Origin of the sequence: Shinella lacus (assembly GCF_010994755.1) — a bacterium.
Lineage (GTDB): Bacteria > Pseudomonadota > Alphaproteobacteria > Rhizobiales > Rhizobiaceae > Shinella > Shinella lacus.
The window spans coordinates 782,600-800,836 of sequence record NZ_WHSB02000001.1 but is presented as its reverse complement, the minus strand read 5'-3'; the positions used below and the strand labels follow the sequence as shown (position 1 = coordinate 800,836).

Below are 18,237 nucleotides of genomic sequence, written 5' to 3'. Positions count from 1 at the left end.
GCTAGCCTGCCCGTAATCTCAGGCCGGGAGCGGCGGTTTCCGCGAGCACCCGGCGGTCGTGGCGCAGGACCTCCATGCAATCGGCGCCGAACCATTCCAGCGAGGCCTCGACGGTGTCGTCGCCCGAAATCTCCTCCAGGAAGGGCTGGTAGTCGACCGTGCCTTCGAAAAGCCGTGTCATGCCCTCGCGCCGGCCCGCCGGGGAATAGACATTGGCGGGCTCGAAGACCGCGAGATCGCTGCGCGCGCGAATATTCTTGAAGTGGTAGTGGCGCACATGCGGGCGGATCGTGCGGTGGAAGGCCACGGGATCATCGCCGCCCTCCCAGACATGCAAAGTATCGAAATTGATGCCGAAGGCGTCGTGGCCGACCTCCTCGATCAGCCGCAGCGTCGAGGCGCCGCAATCGGCGATCGTGTTCGGATGGGTCTCGGCCAGCAGCGACAGGCCGTGATCCTCGGCGAGTGCTGACAGTTCGCGAAGCCTTGTCGCGATCAGGCGGCGTTCGTCCTCGCTGGTCGCGGCACTCCCCTTGCAGCCGGCGAAGGTGCGGATCTTTCGTGCCTGCCAGCGGCGGGCGAGGCGGATGAGCGCGAACATGCGCCGGCGTAGTTCGACCGGATCGGCCTCCAGCGGCAGGTAGTCGCTGAGCATCGGCACGTTGAGCCCGAGCCCCGCCAGCCAGTCGCCGTCGCGGTCGGTGCGGTGTTCGAGGCTGCGGGCGTGCATGCCCCAGAGCTCCACGCCGTCGAAACCATTGGTGCGGGCGAAGGCGGCGATCTCGTCGAGCGAGATCAGGTGGTGACGGAAGGTGATCGTGCAGAGCGAAAGTCTCATTGGGCCACCTTCAGGGCTTGGCGGTGAATGTCGGCGGGAAAGCGCGCGGCGCGCCAGAGGTCGAAGATTTCGGCGAGCTTGTGCTTCAGCTTGAATTCCTGCGCGTCAGCCTCGTCGATGCGCTTGAGGACGGCGGCGGCGAGCGCCGGGTCGGCCGTCTGGCCGAGCTTCATGCAATCGTAATGCAGCGACTTCAGGAGCTGGATCAGCGTCTCGATCTCGTCGCACCACGGGTCGAATTCCGCCGCCGGCAGCTTCAGGGCGCGCCAGAAATAGGCGAAGCCGTGCTCATAGGCATATTTGCGGATGGTGATGATCGGCAGCTCGCGCACGGCAAGCGGCAGGTCGGCGAGCGTCAGGCCGCTCTTTCCCGTGAGATGCGCGCGAACGATCTCGCGAAGGCGATCGGCAAGCGGGTTCGCATGCGGCTTGAAGCAGGCCTCGAAATAGTCGCCCACATCGGCGTCTTCCGGCGGCCGGGCCGCGCTGGAATCGAAGGCGTAGCCGCCGGCGGCCGTCGGCTGGCGCACGGCGTTGAGCACCGTGTCGCGGTCGATCTCGCCCTCCCAGCGATAATCCGGGTCCAGCACGCGGAACAGCGAGGGGTCCTCGTGTTTCTCCAGCATCAGGAAGTGCGGGAAGGGGTTCTGGTTGAACTTGTTCTCGCGCTCCGGCAGGTGAAACATGTCGAGCATCACCATCACGCTGCCGGCGGCCGGCCGGTTCTCGATGCGGTCCAGCAGGGTCGCGACGTTCTCGTCCTTGGATTTTGCATGGTCGTACCAGTCCTCGACGGTGACGCCGTAGAGGCGTTCGTACCAGCGGTGGAAGAAATCCTGGGTGATGCCGGGGGCGTGGTAGAGGATCCGGTGGCGGTCGCTGACGGCGAATTCCGTATCCCAGATGCCGAAATAATAGGGCCGGTGGTCGAGCCCGCGGCGTTTCAGGCCGTCGCAGACGCAGCTCACGAAGCAATGGACCTTGATGTCGTAGTCGAGCTCGCCATGCACGCCTTCGCCGGCGGTGACGCTCGGTGCGGCGGGCGTGGCGCCTCGGGCGAGCAGGGCGGCGAGGTCGGCGACGGTCGAAATATCCTGCCGGTTGATGATTTCCTCCGGCACGCTGACGCCGAATTCCAGTTCGAGGTTGAGGAAGATCTGCAGGACCAGCACGGAATCGAGATAAAGATCCTCGTTGAGCCGGGCATCGGGCGCGAAGGCCTGCATGTGCGGATGCGCCATGTGCTCGGCAAGCACCGTGCGGATGGCGGCGATGATATCGGCTTCGCTCATTCGGCGGCCTCCTTGTTCGGGGTGAATTCGCCGGCCGCAAAACGTGCCGCCACGTCGCGGCGGCTGATCTTGCCGTTCGCCTGGCGCGGCACGGCGGGCACCTGGAGGATTTCGGTCGGCAACTGGTGGCCGGCGAGGCGCTCGGCGCACCAGGTGCGCACAACATTCGGCTCCACGTCCTTGCTGGCGGAAAACAGCAGGCCGACCCGTTCGCCGGCAAAGCGGTCCTCGCGGCGGAAGGCGACGGCATCCGTGACATCGGGCATGACCATCACGGCATCCTCGACATCCTTCGGATAGACGTTGAGGCCCGACACGTTGATCATGTCGTCGAGGCGGGAGATGAAGACGAGCATGCCGTCCGCCCGGCGATAGCCGAGGTCCCGCGTCTCGATGCGCTTGCGGCCGCCCGCGACCACGATCTCGCCGGGCGCGTCGATGCCGGCGCCGGTCTCAAGGGCGAGATGCGGCAGCACATAGCCCATGTCGCCCGCGGCGGCGAGGTCCGGGTTGATGGCGATGCAGCCTGATTCCGAGCAGCCATATTGCTGGAACATGTGTGTGGTCTTCGAGCGGATCGCCGTGAACCAGGCGTCGGGCAAGAGCGTGCCCGAGGTCATCAGCGCGTGCATCTTCTCCCCCTCCGGCGTCAGTCGCGCCAGCGTGTGCAGGATTGCGGGGGAGGAGTAGAGCAGCGGGCGCTCGGTCTCGCGCAGGCGCCGCAGCAGGTATTTCGGGTTGGCCGTGTTGACGATGACGGGCGCCTGGCTGCGCTTCAGCGCGACGAGGATGCCGCAGATGAGGCCGTAGGAATGGGTGGTCGGGCAGGCGACGACCGGGGTCATGTCCTCGGGCTCGCGGAATGCGCGCACATAGGTCTCCACTTCGGCGTCGATCTCCGCCCAGCTGCGCGCGATGCATTTTGGCGCGCCTGTCGTGCCCGAGCTCATTTGCAGGAGCTGGCCTTCGGAGGTGACGGTGTCGGCAAGCCGTTCGGGCGTCACGCTGTTATAGTAGAGCCGGTCGCAGCCGGCATTCTGCGCAAGTTTCAGCGCGGCGGCATAGGGTGTGCCGGGATGGATGGGCAGCACGCTGCCGCCCCGGGCGCGGATGGCGAAGAACAGCGCCAGCCAGTCGGCCGTTTCCGGGAAGCAGACGGCGAGGCGGCCGATGGGTTCGCGGTCGAGCCCGGCGGCCTCCGCCATGGCGTCGACGAGGGTCTCGAACGCGCGGCACTCGTAAGCGCGGTCATCGATTTGCAGCATGAGGTCTCCTTTCCTCGCCCGGGCGGGGGCGAAGGGATTGGGAATGTCGTGGTGATATTCGGGCGCGGCGGCGAAGAGTTTTCGCGTGACCAGCGATTCCGCGCGGATGCTTGCCGCGGCGTGGCCAAGCCGGGCCTGCCGGGCGGCAAGGCCGTGCTCGGCGGCATAGGTTTCGAGCCGCCGGCCGATCTTGTCCCAGAGCGCGGCTTCGGGCGTGCCGAAGGCCGTTTCGACCAGATGCGTGAGGTCGGTGAGGTTGTGGACGAAGAGCGTGTCCGTCACCAGCATGCGCAGCATGTCGAGCTGCTCGGTCCAGTAGAAATCGTCGGGCTCGGCCGTCGCGTATTCCGGATCCATCGCTGGAAAATTTGGTTCCAGGCTCGGCTCGCGCAGGAAATGCCGGGCATATTCCATGCTCTCGTGGAAATCGCGCAGGATGAGGCGCACCGGCCATCCGTCGCGGTGGACGAGCAGCATGTTCTGCGCATGGGCCTCCACGGCGATGCCGTGGCAGACGAGCAGATGCCAGACCGGCAGCACGGCGACCTCGACCAGCCGTTCGAACCAGGCAGAAAGGCCGTATCGGGCAAGCCACGGCGCGATGAACGGCTGGCCATCGGCCTCGATGACGGCAAGCGCGTTGAAGGGCACGATGGCCTCGCCGGGCGCAAGCGTCGCCTCCGCGCTGTGGCGCCAGATCGCCGCGATCTCGCCGGCGAGCGGGCCGTGCCGGTCAGCGATGAGGCCGGCATATTCCTTCAGGATCGTCAGCGGATAGCGCTCCGCGAAGAGCGGATCGCCCTCGACGACGCGGCCGATCCAGTCCGAAATCACCGGCGCGGTGCAGACCGAATGCGGCGTCAGGATGCGGCGCGACGAGGTGTTGACGATGCCGAGCGAGAGCTTGACGCTTGCCCGGCGCGGGGCGTCGAGATTGTGCAGCGAGCGGATCGACTGGCTGGCGAGATAGCGGTCGCCGGCCGGCCCCAGCATGTGCACGTCGCCCTTGGCCAGCCATTCGGCCAGGCGGTCGTCCTTCAGGTGCTGCCATTGCCAGGGATGGATGGGGACGAGGCCGAAACCCTCTTGCGAAAGGCCGAGGGCCGCGCGGCGCGACTGGAGATCGCAAAATGTCTCTTCCCCCAGCTCCCGGCGCCAGAAGGCGTCCTCCGCCGTCGGCAGGGCGTGGCGCAAGTGCTTGCGGGCGACGAGCAGCCAAAGGAGTTGGAAGGGTTGTGCCGCTTCCGGCCCGTAGGCGCGGTTGTCTTCGAAGGAAAAGCCGGCGCGCGCCTTGTAGCAGGGATGGTAGGGGTGGCCCTCGTCCAGCGCTGCCTCGATGCCGGCGAAGGAGAGGCTGCGGCGGTCGCGGGCGGCGATGTTGGCCCGGTTCCAGCTGGCGAAGGAGACGGTCAGCTCCAGCTCCGACAGGAGTTTCTGGCGGTTGCGTTCCGGTCCGGGCAGGGCGCCGAGCAGCACGGCCATGGCGGCGGGCATCCATGCGCCATCGTCACCGCGCATCTCGACCGATGCCGGCGCGATGCGCGGACGCCCGAAGGGGCCGATGCGACCGCGGCAACGGTAGTCCCGTCCGGCGAGCTGCCACGACAGCCGGCCCCCGGCATCATCGACCGTCACCAGCCGTTCGAAAATCAGCGCGGCGACAAGCTGGCGCAGCACGCGGTCGCGTGGTGCAGCCGGGTTCTCAAGAGGCAATGGCATGGACCTGCCTCTCGATTGCGGCCTGTTCGCCGTCCCACAATGGATTGCTGATGCGGCGATAGAGCGAACTCGTATCGTGCGCCTGAAGCTCGTCGACACCGAAGAGCCGCGCCCGCAGGTTCGCCTTGGAGGCGATGGTCGGCGCGTGGAGCAGGCTTTCGGCAAAGCGCCGCCCGGCGCCGGTCATGACCAACGCGAGCGTTGCGAGCCGCCGGCGCAGCAGCGAAAGCAGCGCTTCCTCGTCCGCCAGTCCGTCATGGCCCATGCGGCTGATGATGGAGAAGACCTGGTTGACGATGGCGTAATAGGCGAAACGGTCGCGGATTTCGGCCTCGTCGAAATAGAGGCCGTCGATCCGTTCGGTTTCGGGCACGAGGGCGGCGAGGGACGCGCGATGGCTTTCGGCGAGGTAAAAACCCTGGTTGTCCCGGTAGTAGAAGGCCGAGGGAAAGCCGGTGGAAACGTCGACAAGGCTGTTCTGCTGGTGCGCTTCGAGCGCGATGCCGAAGTCGTCATAGAGGCGCAGCAGCGGTTCGAGCGCGTGATCGAGGTAGCGCTCGAACCAGATCGTGGCGACGCGGGACAGGCTTTGCGCCGTCGCGTCCGCCAGCCGGCGCACGATTTGCGAGAGAAGCGAGGCCCGGCCGGGCAGGAGATCGGCGGTTAGCGCCGCAATCGTCGCGATGCCTCTGTCGCGACCTTGCACGAACGGGTTTTCGCGCAGGATGATTTCGAAACCGCTTTCCTCGCGGTCCGGCAAATCGAGCGTGATATAGGCCGGGTCCTGGATGATGCCGAACGTGCCGTAGCGTGCCGCGATGCCGGCCCGGTCGACCAGCTTGGCGATCGCCACGCCCGCCTCCAGCTCGTGCCGGCGGTTGATGCGCAGCGAATTGGTGATGCGCACCGGAAGCGAGAATTTCAGCATCCAGGGATGGTCCGGACTATAGACGGTGCGCACCGACGAGGTGGCGGAAAAAGCCGGTCCGAAGCTGCCCAGCGGCCGCAGGCTGCCGCTTTCGATCAGCCCCTGGATATCCGGATCGAGCATCAGCGCGTCGGCCTGGAGCGGATGCATAGGCACCAGCGTTTCGCCCGATCGCAGTCGCTCCTGCGCAAGGCCGGCCGGCACCAGCGAGCGCACGATGGCCGCGGCCGTTTGCGTCCGCGCGCTGTCCTGGCGCACGAGATGATCGGCGGCGGCGAAATAGCTGAGGCGAAAATGCCCGGAATATTCCGGCGCATAGGTCTCCTGCTGCCAGAAGGTCATGCCCTGCCGGCTTTTCGGCGTCGGGTGCAGCCAGTGGCCGTAGACGATGGACTGTTCGGCCTCCAGGAAGGTGAAGCGATCGGCGGAAAGCGGCCGCGCGACCTCGATGTTCTCCGCCGTATGCTGGTAGCTTTGCAGCACGCGCAGCATGAGGCCGAGTTCATAGGCCCGCGCACTTTCGCGCTGGCTGCCCTCGAAAAGGCGGCAGGCATCCTGCACCAGCCAGGGCAGGGCGCTCATCGGTTCGACGCTGCGCCATTGCGGATCGGTCACCGGCCGGGTCCACAGCGTGCCGAAATGGCAGGGCCCGCAGGCCGAGCGCGAGGTGATTTCGGCACGCAGGATGATGCGCGGCGCCGCCAGCGTCCACTCGATGCCCTCGACGGTGCGGCCGTCGCCGTCGACATGGCGGACCGCCATGCCGGGATTGATTTCGCGCAGATAGCAGTTGGCAAAACTCTGGAAGGTTGCCCTTTCAGCGATCAACTGGGTGGTATGCATGCTTCACCTGGTCTGTTTACAGGATGGCCATGGCAGGAAGGGTGCCGGAAAGGTTCATCGGCTAGGCAGGCGGCGCGGCAAGGCCCTGGGCGGTCGTGTGGGGAACGTGGACGCGCGTGGAGACGCGATAATCCCGGGCGTGGCTTTTCGTTTCGCGTGGTTCTTGGTCGGTCGAGCGTGAACGCATCTTCCCTCCGGCTGTTAACTGAAACCGCTTCGCCATCGGCGCACAGATCGTAAGACGACGAACCTCCCAATTTTTTTCATGCGGCAGCGAAAACAATCAGCCGGCTGGCGCACCTCCATTTTGGTGGATTGGTGGCGTGATTGGCCACGGGTTTAGCCATGGTCTCAATGACAACTGGATTATCCGGCAGAATTTACGGTGCGGGCGTTCGAAAACCGACGAGGAAAATACCGATCGTGTTTCGAGCCATAACGTTGCCGACGCGGCGTTGCACTACAAGCGCGACCAAATGGAATGCGGCGATCTCATTCCATCCGCTGGAGCTCTTTGGGAACGCGGTAGGCGGCCCCTTCATACCGCAGGCGGTATTCGCCAGCGGTCGTCTGCTTCTTGTCGATGCATTCTCCATCCTTGTCCGGCGTGCTGATGGCCGTCGTCTTTTTCTCGCTGACGACGATATCGGCGAACGCCTTTTGCGCAGAGGGGCTCATCGAAAGCGTGCGCGCCGTATCGTGAAATTCGCCTGCGCAGTTGGTGTCCCATTCGCCTTGGCCCTCGGCGACCACGATATTGTCCAGCACGGGGCTGAGCGCATCGCCGTCGAGCAGAAAGAGCCAGAGGGCTGTTTCGCCAAAAGGATTGGGACGCGAACTGCCCTGCAGCGAAAGGCGCAGACCGAAGGCTGTCTTGCCGGGAGCGAGGTGATAGCGCGCGGTATCGAAGGCGACACTTGAGACGAAAACGGCATCGTCGGACATCAGCTTCGGAAGCCGCAGGCGTGCCTTGAGATCAAGACGGTCGCTATCGACGACGAGCAGTTCGATATCCCCTTCATTGCCGTCGTCAGACTGTTCGCGCATGAGCGGCACGGCGACCAGCGTAAGTTCAGGCCGCGCCGGCCAGATCCGGCAGATCATCGAATGAGGGTCGTCGCCGCTGTCCATCGGCAGCTTGATGGTCTCGCCGCCGACCTCGAAAATTCCTTCGGACGTGCTTTTCGCGGCTGGGTAGGCTTTCCGGATGATGTCCGCGCCGCTCGTGCCACATTCGTTTTGGCTTGCCAGAACCACTGGTGCGCTCAAGGCCAATATACCGGCTGCGAGTGTCATCAGCCCGAAAGGCCGAGCAAAATTCGTTGCAGGAAATTTCATGCCATGCCTCTCAGTCGATCGAACGCCCTGGCATGGGATATCACATCCGAGCCGTGATCCGGTAGGCGGCTGGTCTCAGGCCGTCCGGGTTTCCTCGTTCCACGGCGGAGCGGGCTCGTCAGATTCCCGACCCGTCGAGCTGCTGGGCGTCGTCGCCTTCCCAGGGGGAGGGTGTGGAGGCGCGGTTGGGATTGGCCGAGGGCATCGGCATCCAACACTTCAGCTCCGGTTCGGCATATTCGACGATGCGGCCGGGGGAAGAATCGGAGGCGCGCCAGCCTTCCGCGCCGAATTGGTCGCCATTCGACCAATAAGCGACGTCGACTTCCGCCGGCCCCTGTTCGGACGAGCGGACCGTGACGAGGATCCGGCTGCCGTCTCTCGGCGCGCCCGCCATGTGGCGCCAACGGTCTGGCTCATCCATCGTTTTTTTCTCCTGCCTCACTGCTGGTTGAAGTGTCGCCTCGCCATCGAAAGCGGTCAACCCAAACTTTGCGCAACCGATCTCATCGCGGATGCTTAACCAATGCGTCGCGCGGGAACCCGGCCGCGAGACTGTCGATAAAACTGCGGACGGCCGGGGGAAGGCCGCGGCGTGTCGTGAAGACGAGGTGGACTAGGCCCTGCACGCCGCGCCAGGCGGGAAGGACGCGCACCAGAGACCCTGCTGCGAGCGCCTCTCGGCAGGTATGGTCGGGCAGAAGTGCGATGCCCAGGCCAGCGATGGCCGCCGCGCGGATAGCGGAAAAATCGGCGCAGCCCATGCGCGGCGTGTGGCGCATCACATGCGTCCGACCGTCGTCGGTTTCGAGATGCCAGTCGACCTCGACCTGCTCGTCGCTGGTTGCAAGCGTCGGAAGGGCTGACAGTTGATCGACGTCGGCGATCCGGCTCGCCAGCTGCGGCGCGGCGACGAGGATGCGGATGGAATTGCCGAGCGAACGCATCGTCAGGGAGGCGTCGCTGTCGAGCGTCGTGCGGACGCGCAGCGCGACATCGATCCTTTCCTCGATCAGGTCGACGGCTCTGTCGACGGCGACGAGCTGCAGGTGCACCTTCGGGTATCGTTCCAGAAACTGGGCCACGACCGGGCTGACCGATTCTACCAGCCCGGTCGGGCAGCTCATCCGGATCAGGCCGTGCGGCTCGGAATGAGCCTCGGCGACGATCGTTTCGGCGCGTTCGGCCTCCGCCAGCATCGCGCGGCATCGCTCGTAGTATTTCTGGCCGACATCCGTGACGCGGAAACGGCGGCTGGAGCGCTCGATGAGACGGACGCCAAGGCGCTCCTCCAGGCCGGCCACCCGCCGGCTCAGCTTCGACTTCGGCTCGCGCAGCGCGCGCCCGGCGGCGGCGAACCCGCCATGGGCGACGACTTCTGCAAAGTACACGAGGTCGTTCAGATCCGTTCGCATGCCATCGTTCCTCTCATGGAACGATGGGTATCATGTTTGCCGACTACTCGCATCAGCGTTCTGCGCGCACCTTGTTTTCATCAGCAACGGGCTGAAACAAAGGAGCAAGACAATGACAAACAGGTTCGAAAACAAGACCGTCGTCGTCACCGGCGGCACCAGTGGCATCGGTCTGGCCACCGCGAAGGCATTTGCTGCCGAAGGCGCTTCGGTCTTCATCACCGGTCGCCGCAGGGAAGCGCTGGACGCCGCCGTCAAGGAGATCGGCGGCCGGGTCACGGCCGTTCAGGGCGACATGAGCAAGCTCGCCGACATCGACCGTCTTTATGACGCCGTCCAGCAGAAGCACAGCCATATCGACGTCGTGTTCGCCAATGCCGGCGGCGGGGAATTCGCTCCCCTCGGCGCGATCACGGAAGAGCACTACCAGAAGACCTTCGACACGAACGTGAAGGGCGTGCTGTTCACCGTGCAGAAGGCGCTTCCCCTGCTGCGCGACGGCGGCTCGATCGTGCTGACGTCGTCCACCACCGGCGTCTCCGGCACGCCGGCATTCAGCGTCTATTCCGCCACCAAGGCGGCCGTGCGCAACTTCGCCCGCAACTGGATCCTCGATCTCAAGGATCGCCGCATCCGCGTCAACGCGATCAGCCCCGGCGTGACGGAAACGGCCGGCCTCAACGAACTCTTCGGCGGCGGCGACCAGGCGGACGGCACGAAGTCCTACCTGGCCGGTCTCATCCCCGCGGGCCGGATCGGCCAGCCCGAGGAGATCGCCAAGGCCGTCCTGTTCCTGGCCTCGGACGAAGCCTCCTTCGTCAACGGCGTCGAGCTCTTCGTCGACGGCGGGCAGGTGCAGATCTGAACGGCGAAGATAGGAGAGCTGCCATGTCCCATGACATCGCCACGCTGCTGATGCGTAATCTCATGGACGTGTTCGGCGAGGGCGACGCCGCCCGCCGCCGGGCCGTGGTCGACGAGATCTTCAATGAGGATGCCGTCTTCATCGAGCCGCACGGCATCTATCGCGGCCGCGACGAGATCTCCCGCATTGCGGGCGTGATACGCGCCACCCATCCGACGTTCCGATATTCGCCCATCGCTCCGGCCGAGGAGTTGCATGGACTGGCGGGGCGGTTGCGGTGGGTCGCCGGTAATCCCGGCGAGCCTCCTGCCTATGCCGGCACCGATTTCGTCGTGGCCAGGGACGGACGGATTGCTGCCGTCTACCTGTTCTTCGACGGAGAACCCGATCCGACGGGCGCGCCGATCGTGGCGTGACCGCTTGCAAGAACCGTCGCCGGATATGAGCGTGTCCGGCGACGTCCTGACGCGCTCGCTATTTAATCGGGCGCTGGAAATCGGATTTTGAAATAAATTCAAAAACGCGCTTATGGCCGTATAATATTTCCTGTTCTTTGCTTTAAATCCGATTCTTTGGCCCAGTTTTCCGCGGGATTTAGAATAAAATTCTGTTGTCCTCGGTCTGCTCCAGCACTAGCGTTGAAGCGCTTCAATTGGATCGACCGCCATGCAACGCAAGCGTCCAACCATTGCTGATGTCGCCCATGCCGCCGGTGTTTCCATCGGCACGGTGTCGAATTTCATCAACGATACGGCGACGATCAAGCAGGCGACGCGCGAGCGGATCGAGAAGGCGATTTCCGACCTGATGTACCGGCCGAGCGCGATCGCCCGGTCGCTTCCCGGCCAGACCCTGCGCAAGCCCGGTCTTGCAACATTGCCCCGCCTGCTGGTCGTCGGCCGTGTCAGCGTCGACTTCCTGTGCCGGGTGGATGTGCTGCCGCACCGCGACGACCGCATCACGGCCCAGCATATCGAGAAGGCGCTCGGCGGTCCGGCGGCAAACCTCGCGGTGGCTGCCGCGGCGGTCGGCGAGCCCTATGCGCTCGATGTGGAGCTTGCGACGGCTGTCGGCGACGATCCTGAAAGCGACTGGGCGCTGGCGTGCCTCTCGAAGCTCGGCGTGCATGCGCTGCCGCTACGGCGCACCTTCAACAGCCGCCTCTCGCAGGCCGTGGTCATCATCGAGCGCAATGGCAGCCGCACCATCATCAGCGAGCCGTTCGAGCTGAGCGAGGTCGATCTGACGGCCAACATGGATATCCAGCGGGAGACACGTCCCGCCTGCCTCCATATCGAAGGTTTCCACTACGAGAGCATGACCGGCTCCATTGCCCGCTTTCACGAGGCGGGGTGGAAGGTCAGCCTGCATTCGGCCGGCCTGCCGGCGAGCGTGCGCACGCCGGATGCCTTTACCGCGATGATCCAGTGCATCGACCTCACCTTCATCAACGACGTGACGCTGCGCGAGATTTTCGGTTTCCGCACGCCGATGGCGACGATGATCGAGCAGACGCACGCCATGCTGTCGCAGATCCGCAGGCGTGGCGACGTGGTGCTGACGCTCGGCGAATTCGGCGCGGTCGTCTTCCGCAAGACCGGCGCGCCGCAGATCGAGGTCCCGGCCCTGCCGGTCGATCGGGTCGACGCCACCGGCGCGGGTGACAGTTTTGCCGGCATCTTCCTCAGCCTCTGGCTGCATGGCGCGTCGCTGGAAGACGCCGCGCGCTACGCCGCCATCGGCGGCAGCCTCACCACGACGGTGGAGGGCGCCCAAGGATACATCGCGAGCTTCGCGCAGCTGGAAGCAGCCCGCGCGCCCGAACGGGAAAAGATGGCCCGGTGAAACACACCGGCGCTCTGTCGAGAACAGGAGAATGGATATGACGAAGACCAAGGTGCTGTTGGTAGGGGAAAGCTGGGTGAGTTCGGCGACCCATTACAAGGGTTTCGACCAGTTCGGCAGCGTGACCTTTCATCTCGGTGCCGAGCCGCTGGTCGCGGCGCTGAAGGACAGCGATTTCGACCTTCACTACATGACCGCCCACGAGGCCGTGGAAAAGCTGCCGTTCACGCTCGAAGGCCTCTCGGAATATGCCGTCATCATCCTGTCGGATATCGGCGCGAATTCTTTGCTGCTGCATCCCGATGTCTGGCTGCACGGCAAGACCATTCCCAACCGGCTGAAGCTCCTGCGCGACTGGGCGGCGGCCGGCGGCGGACTGATCATGATCGGCGGCTATTTCAGCTTCCAGGGCATCGACGGGAAGGCGCGGTGGCATCGCACGGCGGTCGAGGACGCGCTCCCCGTCACCTGCCTTCCCTACGACGACCGCCTCGAAATCCCCGAAGGTTTCCGCCCCGTCATCAACGCCGACCACGCGATCTTTGCCGGCATCGAAGGCGAATGGCCGGTGCTTCTCGGCGCCAACGAGGTGGTCGCCCGCAAGCGCGACGATGTCGAAGTGCTGGCCTCCCTTCCCGACGATCAGGGCGGGCATCCGCTGCTGGTGACCGGGGCCTACGGCAAGGGGCGCACCGTCGCCTGGACGTCGGATATCGGTCCGCACTGGCTGCCGAACACCTTCGTCGAATGGCCGGGTTACGCAAGGCTCTGGAAGAACGTGCTGGGCTGGGCCGCCCGGCAGGCATTGTAAGGGGCCGCCGATATGACCGCACCCTTTCTCGCAGCAAGAGGCATCGCCAAGCGTTTCGGCGCCCTGACGGCGCTGTCCGGCGTCGATCTCGACATCAATGCCGGCGAGGTGCTGGCGCTTCTCGGCGACAACGGCGCGGGCAAATCGACCTTCATCAAGATCCTCGCCGGTGCGCATGCGCAGAGCAGCGGCGAGCTGCTGGTGGAGGGCGCGCCGGTCTCCTTCGCCTCGCCAAAGGATGCGGCCTCCTCCGGCATCGCCACGATCTTCCAGGAACTGGCGCTTTCGGAAAACCTGTCGATTGCCGAAAACGTCTTTCTCGGCCGCGAGCTGAAGCGTTCGGTCCTCGGCATTCCGTTCCTGAAGCGCGGGGAGATGCGCAAGCGGGTGGATGCGCTCTTGACCGAGCTGGATGCCCATATCTCCGATCCGGAAGCGCCGGTCGGCAGCCTGTCGGGCGGCCAGCGGCAGGCGGTCGCCATCTGCCGCGCGCTGAACCTGAACGCCAAGCTGGTCATCATGGACGAGCCGACGGCGGCACTCGCGGTGGCCGAGACCCGCAAGGTCCTGTCGCTGACCCGGCGGCTTGCCGAGCGCGGCTGCGCGGTCGTGCTGATCAGCCACAACATTTCCGATGTCTTCGAGGTCGCCGATCGCATGGTGGTGTTCCGCCGCGGGCGAAAAGTCGCCGAAAGGCTGCGCGCCGACACCAACCCCGAAGAGATCGTTTCGCTGATAACGGGCGCCCATCCCGACGTGCGGGCGCTGGAAAGAACAAACTAAAAAGCACGTCCAATACGTCCAGAGAGGTTCAAAATCGCCATGCTGAAACAGATTAAGACCATGCTGACGGTGTCCGCGCTGTCGCTCGCCGTCGCAACCGCCGTCTTTGCCCAGGACAAGCCGAAAGTCGCCTTCGTCCCGCAGCTGATCGGCATTCCCTACTTCAACGCCATGGAGGCCGGTGGAAAGAAGGCGGCCGAGGAGCTCGGTGTCGAGTTCATCTATAGCGGCCCGGTCGATACCAACCCGGTCGACCAGTTGCAGATCGTCCAGAACCTGATCGACCAGGGCGTCGGCGCCATTTCGGTGAGCGTGCTGGATGCCTCCAGCATCGCCCCGGTCGTCGAGGCGGCGACTGCCAAGGGCATCAAGCTTTTCACCAGTGACAGCGATGCGCCCGATAGCGGCCGCGCCGTCTATGTCGCCCAGGCGACGGACGAAGGCCTTGGCAGCACGATCATCGACGAGCTGGTCAAGCGCGTCGGCGAGGATGCGAAGATCGGCATCGTCTCCGGCGAGGCGACGGCTTCCAACCTGAACGCCTGGATCGGCTTCATGCAGAAGCAGGTGGCCGCGAAGTATCCCAAGCTGCAATTGCTCGAGCCGCAATATGCCGGCGGCACGGCGCAGCGCGCAGCGCAGATCTCCGGCGACCTGATGGCCGCCAATCCCGATATCAAGGCGATCATCGCGGTCGCCTCGACCACGTGCCCGGGCGTGGCTCAGGCGATCGAGACCGCCGGCAAGATCGGCAGTGTCATCGGTGCCGGCTATTGCAGCCCGAACACGGCCCGCTCGTATCTCAAGAGCGGCGCGTTCGGCTTCACCGTCCTGTGGGATCCGGCACAGCTCGGCTACCTCACCGTCTGGGCTGGCAAACAGCTCATCGACGGCAAAGCCTTCGAGGCGGAGAACACGGTTCCGGGCTTCGCCCAGCCGGTCACTTATAATGCCGCAACGGGCATCCTGCTGCTTGGACCGCCGGCCGTCTTCACGGCGGAAAACGTCGACAAGTTCGACTTCTGAAGCGGCGTGAAGGGAGGATGCGACCGGTGATGAACGGTGTTTTGACAAGGAACGGTCGGGAGTGGTCGCTATTGGCCGCCTGTATCGTGGCGATCATCGTCTTCTCCGTCGCATCGCCCTATTTCGCGACGTCGGGCAATGCCGCGACCCTGCTGCGCAACAGCGTGGAACTGTTGCTGGTGGGGCTCGGCATGACCCTTCTTCTCGCCATGGGCGGTATCGACGTTTCCGTCGGCATCGTCATGGGACTGGCGGCAATCGGCGTCGGGCGTGCGCTCGGTGCGGACCTGCCGGTCGGTGTCACGGCGCTGGCGGGACCGGTCATCGGCGCTGGCCTCGGCCTCGTGACTGCGGCCGTCGTGGTGCTCGGGCGCGTGCCGGCCATTGTCGGCACGCTCGGCTTGCTGGGGGTCTATCGCACCGCGATCTTCGTGCTGCTCGGCGGGCAATGGCTGTCAGGCCTGCCGACCGGTCTCACCGATGTGTTGGCAGCCACCTTCCTGGGCATTCCGGTCGCAGCCTTCCTGATCGCGCTCGCCTATCTGGCGGTCTGGCTGGCGCTCCGGCGCACGCCCTATGGCCTCCACCTGCTGGCGATCGGCAATTCGGAGGAGAAGGCACGCCTCTCCGGCATCCCGGTCGTGCGCGTGCGCTTCGCCACCTTCATCGTCAGCGGCGCGCTAACGGGGCTCGCTGCCACCTTCTACGTCGCCAATTATCGCAACGTGGAAATGACGATCGGCACGACGCTGGCGCTCGATGCGATTGCCGCGGTGGTGCTGGGCGGCACGAGCATTCTCGGCGGCAAATGCAGCCTGCTCGGCACCGTGCTCGGCGTGCTCCTGCTGCGCATCCTGCAAAACGGCCTGCTCCTCGTCGGCGTGCCATCGCTCTGGCAACCGGTCCTCACCGGCGGGCTGCTGATCGGCGTGCTCATGCTCGAAGTCGCCGCCGGCCGCCTGTCCTTCCCGCAAACCGGATGGGTGCGCAAATGATCCGCCTTCGCACGCTTCAAGGTCCGGCCCTCACGCTGAGCCTGCTCGCCCTTCTCTGGGTTATCGTGCTCGTCATGCTGCTCGCGCTGAAGCCCTCGGTCTTCAGCCTCGGCACGATGACGTCGATCATCCAGTTCTCCACCATTCTGGCGCTCGTCTCGCTCGGACAGGCGCTGGTCATCATGGCCGGCGGCGCCGGCATCGACCTTTCGGTCGGCGGCATTGTTTCGCTGTCGGCAATCGTCGCCATGCTGTTCGTCAAGCTCGGCCTTCCGCCAGTGCTGCTGCCGGCCGCCTGCATTCTCATTGGCACGTTTCTGGGCGCCTTGAACGGCATCCTGGTCACGAAGCTCACCCTGCTGCCGCTGATCGCGACGCTCGGCACCTTCTTCATCTATTCCGGGCTGGCGCTGGCGCTCACGGGCGGGGCGGCGCAGTCCGGCGTGCCGACATGGCTGCTCGGCTGGGGCCGCGGCACGCTGGCTGGCATCCCGCTGACCTTCCTGACCATTGCCCTCCCGGCCTTCGCCATAACCGGCATCGTCCTCGTCTGGACCGCCTGGGGCCGCTGGATCTACGCCATGGGCTTCAACGAACGCTCGGCGCGGCTCGTCGGCATCCCGGTCGATCGCGCGCGTCTCATCCTCTATGCCGCAAGCGGCGCGCTGGGCGGGGCGGCGGCCCTCGTCTCCGTCGCTTGGCTCGGCAGCGCCCGGGCGAATATCGGCCAGAACCTCGAACTGGAATCGCTGACGGCGGCCATGCTCGGCGGCATCGCGATTACCGGCGGGCGGGGCGGGGTCGGCGGCGTGCTTGCGGCCGTCATCCTTCTGGTCACGCTCAGGACCGGGCTCCTGCAGCTCAACGTCAATACGGTCTGGCAGGTGGGTATCGTCGGCACCCTGCTGATTTTCGTGCTCCTTGCCGATCGCCTTTCGCAACACTGGAGATAGTTCATGGCGTCCCTTGAAGAAACCATCGCCGAGCGGGTCGAGGCCCAGGCCGACCGCATCGTCGAAACCCTGAGCGCTCTCGTCGCCTTCCCCTCGATCGTCAAATCGAACCCGAAGGAGGCCGGTCCCGGCGAGCGCGATTGTCAGCTCTATCTCCAGGGTCGGCTGGAAGCGCTGGGCTTCACCACCGACCTGTGGGATCCGGATGGCCCAGCCCTCTACGCCAAGTATCAGGGCCGCCCCGGCGCCAACAAGGGCCGCACCTTCGAAGGCCGGCCCAATCTCGGCGGCGTCCTCAAAGGCACCGGCGGCGGCCGCTCGATCATGCTGACGGGCCACATCGACGTGGTGCCTCCGGGTGCCGCCCAACATTGGGCGACCGACCCCTTCAAGCCGGTCCTGAAGGACGGCTTTGTGCATGGCCGCGGAACAATCGACATGAAGGGCGGCGTCGCCTGCATGCTGATGGCAGTCGAAATCCTGAAGGGCCTCGATGTGCCGCTCTCCGGCGATATCGTCTTCACCACCGTGGTGGATGAGGAGATCGGCGGCATGGGCTCGCTTGCCATGGTCGACCGCGGATTTCATGCCGATGCCGGCATTATGACGGAACCGACTGCCAACAAGATCGCCCCTCTCTGCCACGGCATCCTTTGGGGCAAGATCATCATCGACGGGATTGGCGGCCATGCGGAACTGACGCCGAATGCCTGGTATTCGGGCGGTCCGGTCGACGCCGTTCAGCTCTGCCGGCAGATGCTCGACGGCATCGACATCCTCAACCGCCGCTGGATGTTCGATCCGAAGAAGAACCATCCGCTGATGGACCAGCCGAACCAGATTATCGTGACGCAGGTGAGCGCCGGCGAACACCCGTCTTCCATGGCCGGTCGGGCGGAAATCATCATCGACGCCCAATATCTGCCGAGCGAGAAGGACGAGTTCGCCCTTGGCGGAAACGTCAAGCGGGAGATCGAGGAACACGTCTTCAACGTCTGCCAGGCCGATCCCTATCTTCGCCTTCACCCAGCGCGGGTGGAATGGATCCTCGATGCCGATTGCGCGGAAATCCCGGCCGACAATCCCTTCGTGCAGACGTTCCAGGAGGCGGTGAAAGCCGCAAACCTGTCTCCGGCCCTTTCGGGCTTTGGCGCCCACAGCGACATCGGCCTGCCGAGCGGGCTTGGCAACACGCCCACGGTCAATTTCGGGCCGGGCGACCCGGCACAGTCGCATCAACCCAACGAGCGCGTCTCCGTGCGCGACCTGGTCGACTGCACGAAAGCCATAGCGCTCGCCGTCGAACGCTGGTGCAGGTGAT

16 protein-coding genes are annotated in these 18,237 nt (G+C 65.1%); 9 read left to right on the top strand and 7 right to left on the bottom strand.

Going from position 1 to position 18,237, the window contains the following annotated elements; translation table 11 throughout:
* Position 1: 1 nt before the first annotated feature.
* The 7 genes from GB927_RS03665 to GB927_RS03635 all read right to left on the bottom strand — a co-directional run bounded on the left by GB927_RS03665 (position 2) and on the right by GB927_RS03635 (position 9,638).
* Positions 2–838, bottom strand: a complete 837-nt coding sequence (locus GB927_RS03665; protein WP_256115221.1) for a sugar phosphate isomerase/epimerase family protein — start codon at positions 836–838, stop codon at positions 2–4.
* Positions 835–2,130, bottom strand: coding sequence for a DUF6005 family protein (locus GB927_RS03660; protein ID WP_256115220.1), 1,296 nt, complete (start codon positions 2,128–2,130; stop codon positions 835–837). The genes GB927_RS03665 and GB927_RS03660 overlap by 4 nt, the downstream gene beginning before the upstream one ends.
* A complete protein-coding gene (locus tag GB927_RS03655; protein ID WP_256115218.1) occupies positions 2,127–5,114 on the bottom strand; it encodes an IucA/IucC family protein in 2,988 nt (995 codons plus the stop codon). Before GB927_RS03655 ends, GB927_RS03660 begins: the two co-directional genes overlap by 4 nt.
* Positions 5,098–6,885, bottom strand: a complete 1,788-nt coding sequence (locus tag GB927_RS03650) for an IucA/IucC family protein (protein ID WP_256115217.1) — start codon at positions 6,883–6,885, stop codon at positions 5,098–5,100. Before GB927_RS03650 ends, GB927_RS03655 begins: the two co-directional genes overlap by 17 nt.
* 492 nt (positions 6,886–7,377) lie before the next feature.
* The gene (locus tag GB927_RS03645; protein WP_256115216.1) at positions 7,378–8,223 is read right to left on the bottom strand and encodes a PA3715 family protein; all 846 of its coding nucleotides are present in this window, start codon (positions 8,221–8,223) and stop codon (positions 7,378–7,380) included.
* 118 nt (positions 8,224–8,341) lie between these two features.
* The gene (locus GB927_RS03640; protein WP_256115215.1) at positions 8,342–8,647 is read right to left on the bottom strand and encodes a hypothetical protein; all 306 of its coding nucleotides are present in this window, start codon (positions 8,645–8,647) and stop codon (positions 8,342–8,344) included.
* Between the two features lie 82 nt (positions 8,648–8,729).
* Positions 8,730–9,638, bottom strand: coding sequence for a LysR substrate-binding domain-containing protein (locus GB927_RS03635; RefSeq protein ID WP_256115214.1), 909 nt, complete (start codon positions 9,636–9,638; stop codon positions 8,730–8,732).
* Positions 9,639–9,750: 112 nt separating this feature from the next.
* Here GB927_RS03635 and GB927_RS03630 point away from each other — a divergent pair, with 112 nt between their 5' ends.
* From GB927_RS03630 to GB927_RS03590, 9 genes are all read left to right on the top strand, one after another.
* On the top strand, positions 9,751–10,503 hold the full coding sequence (locus GB927_RS03630; protein ID WP_256115213.1) for an SDR family NAD(P)-dependent oxidoreductase: 753 nt from the start codon (positions 9,751–9,753) through the stop codon (positions 10,501–10,503).
* 23 nt (positions 10,504–10,526) lie between these two features.
* The gene (locus GB927_RS03625; RefSeq protein WP_256115212.1) at positions 10,527–10,919 is read left to right on the top strand and encodes a nuclear transport factor 2 family protein; all 393 of its coding nucleotides are present in this window, start codon (positions 10,527–10,529) and stop codon (positions 10,917–10,919) included.
* A 250-nt stretch (positions 10,920–11,169) separates the two neighbouring features.
* Positions 11,170–12,348, top strand: a complete 1,179-nt coding sequence (locus GB927_RS03620; RefSeq protein WP_256115211.1) for a carbohydrate kinase family protein — start codon at positions 11,170–11,172, stop codon at positions 12,346–12,348.
* 37 nt (positions 12,349–12,385) lie between these two features.
* Positions 12,386–13,159 (top strand): glutamine amidotransferase, encoded by a 774-nt coding sequence (locus GB927_RS03615; protein ID WP_256115210.1) that lies wholly within the window; start codon positions 12,386–12,388, stop codon positions 13,157–13,159.
* A gap of 12 nt (positions 13,160–13,171) precedes the next feature.
* The gene (locus GB927_RS03610; protein ID WP_256115209.1) at positions 13,172–13,942 is read left to right on the top strand and encodes an ATP-binding cassette domain-containing protein; all 771 of its coding nucleotides are present in this window, start codon (positions 13,172–13,174) and stop codon (positions 13,940–13,942) included.
* 39 nt (positions 13,943–13,981) lie between these two features.
* A complete protein-coding gene (locus GB927_RS03605; RefSeq protein ID WP_256115207.1) occupies positions 13,982–14,968 on the top strand; it encodes an autoinducer 2 ABC transporter substrate-binding protein in 987 nt (328 codons plus the stop codon).
* Between the two features lie 29 nt (positions 14,969–14,997).
* Positions 14,998–15,963, top strand: a complete 966-nt coding sequence (locus GB927_RS03600; protein ID WP_256115206.1) for an ABC transporter permease — start codon at positions 14,998–15,000, stop codon at positions 15,961–15,963.
* A complete protein-coding gene (locus GB927_RS03595) occupies positions 15,960–16,916 on the top strand; it encodes an ABC transporter permease (protein WP_256115205.1) in 957 nt (318 codons plus the stop codon). Before GB927_RS03600 ends, GB927_RS03595 begins: the two co-directional genes overlap by 4 nt.
* Positions 16,917–16,919: 3 nt before the next feature.
* Complete coding sequence (locus tag GB927_RS03590) at positions 16,920–18,236, top strand: M20 family metallopeptidase (RefSeq protein WP_256115204.1); 1,317 nt, start codon at positions 16,920–16,922, stop codon at positions 18,234–18,236.
* The last annotated feature ends 1 nt before the right edge of the window (position 18,237 follow it).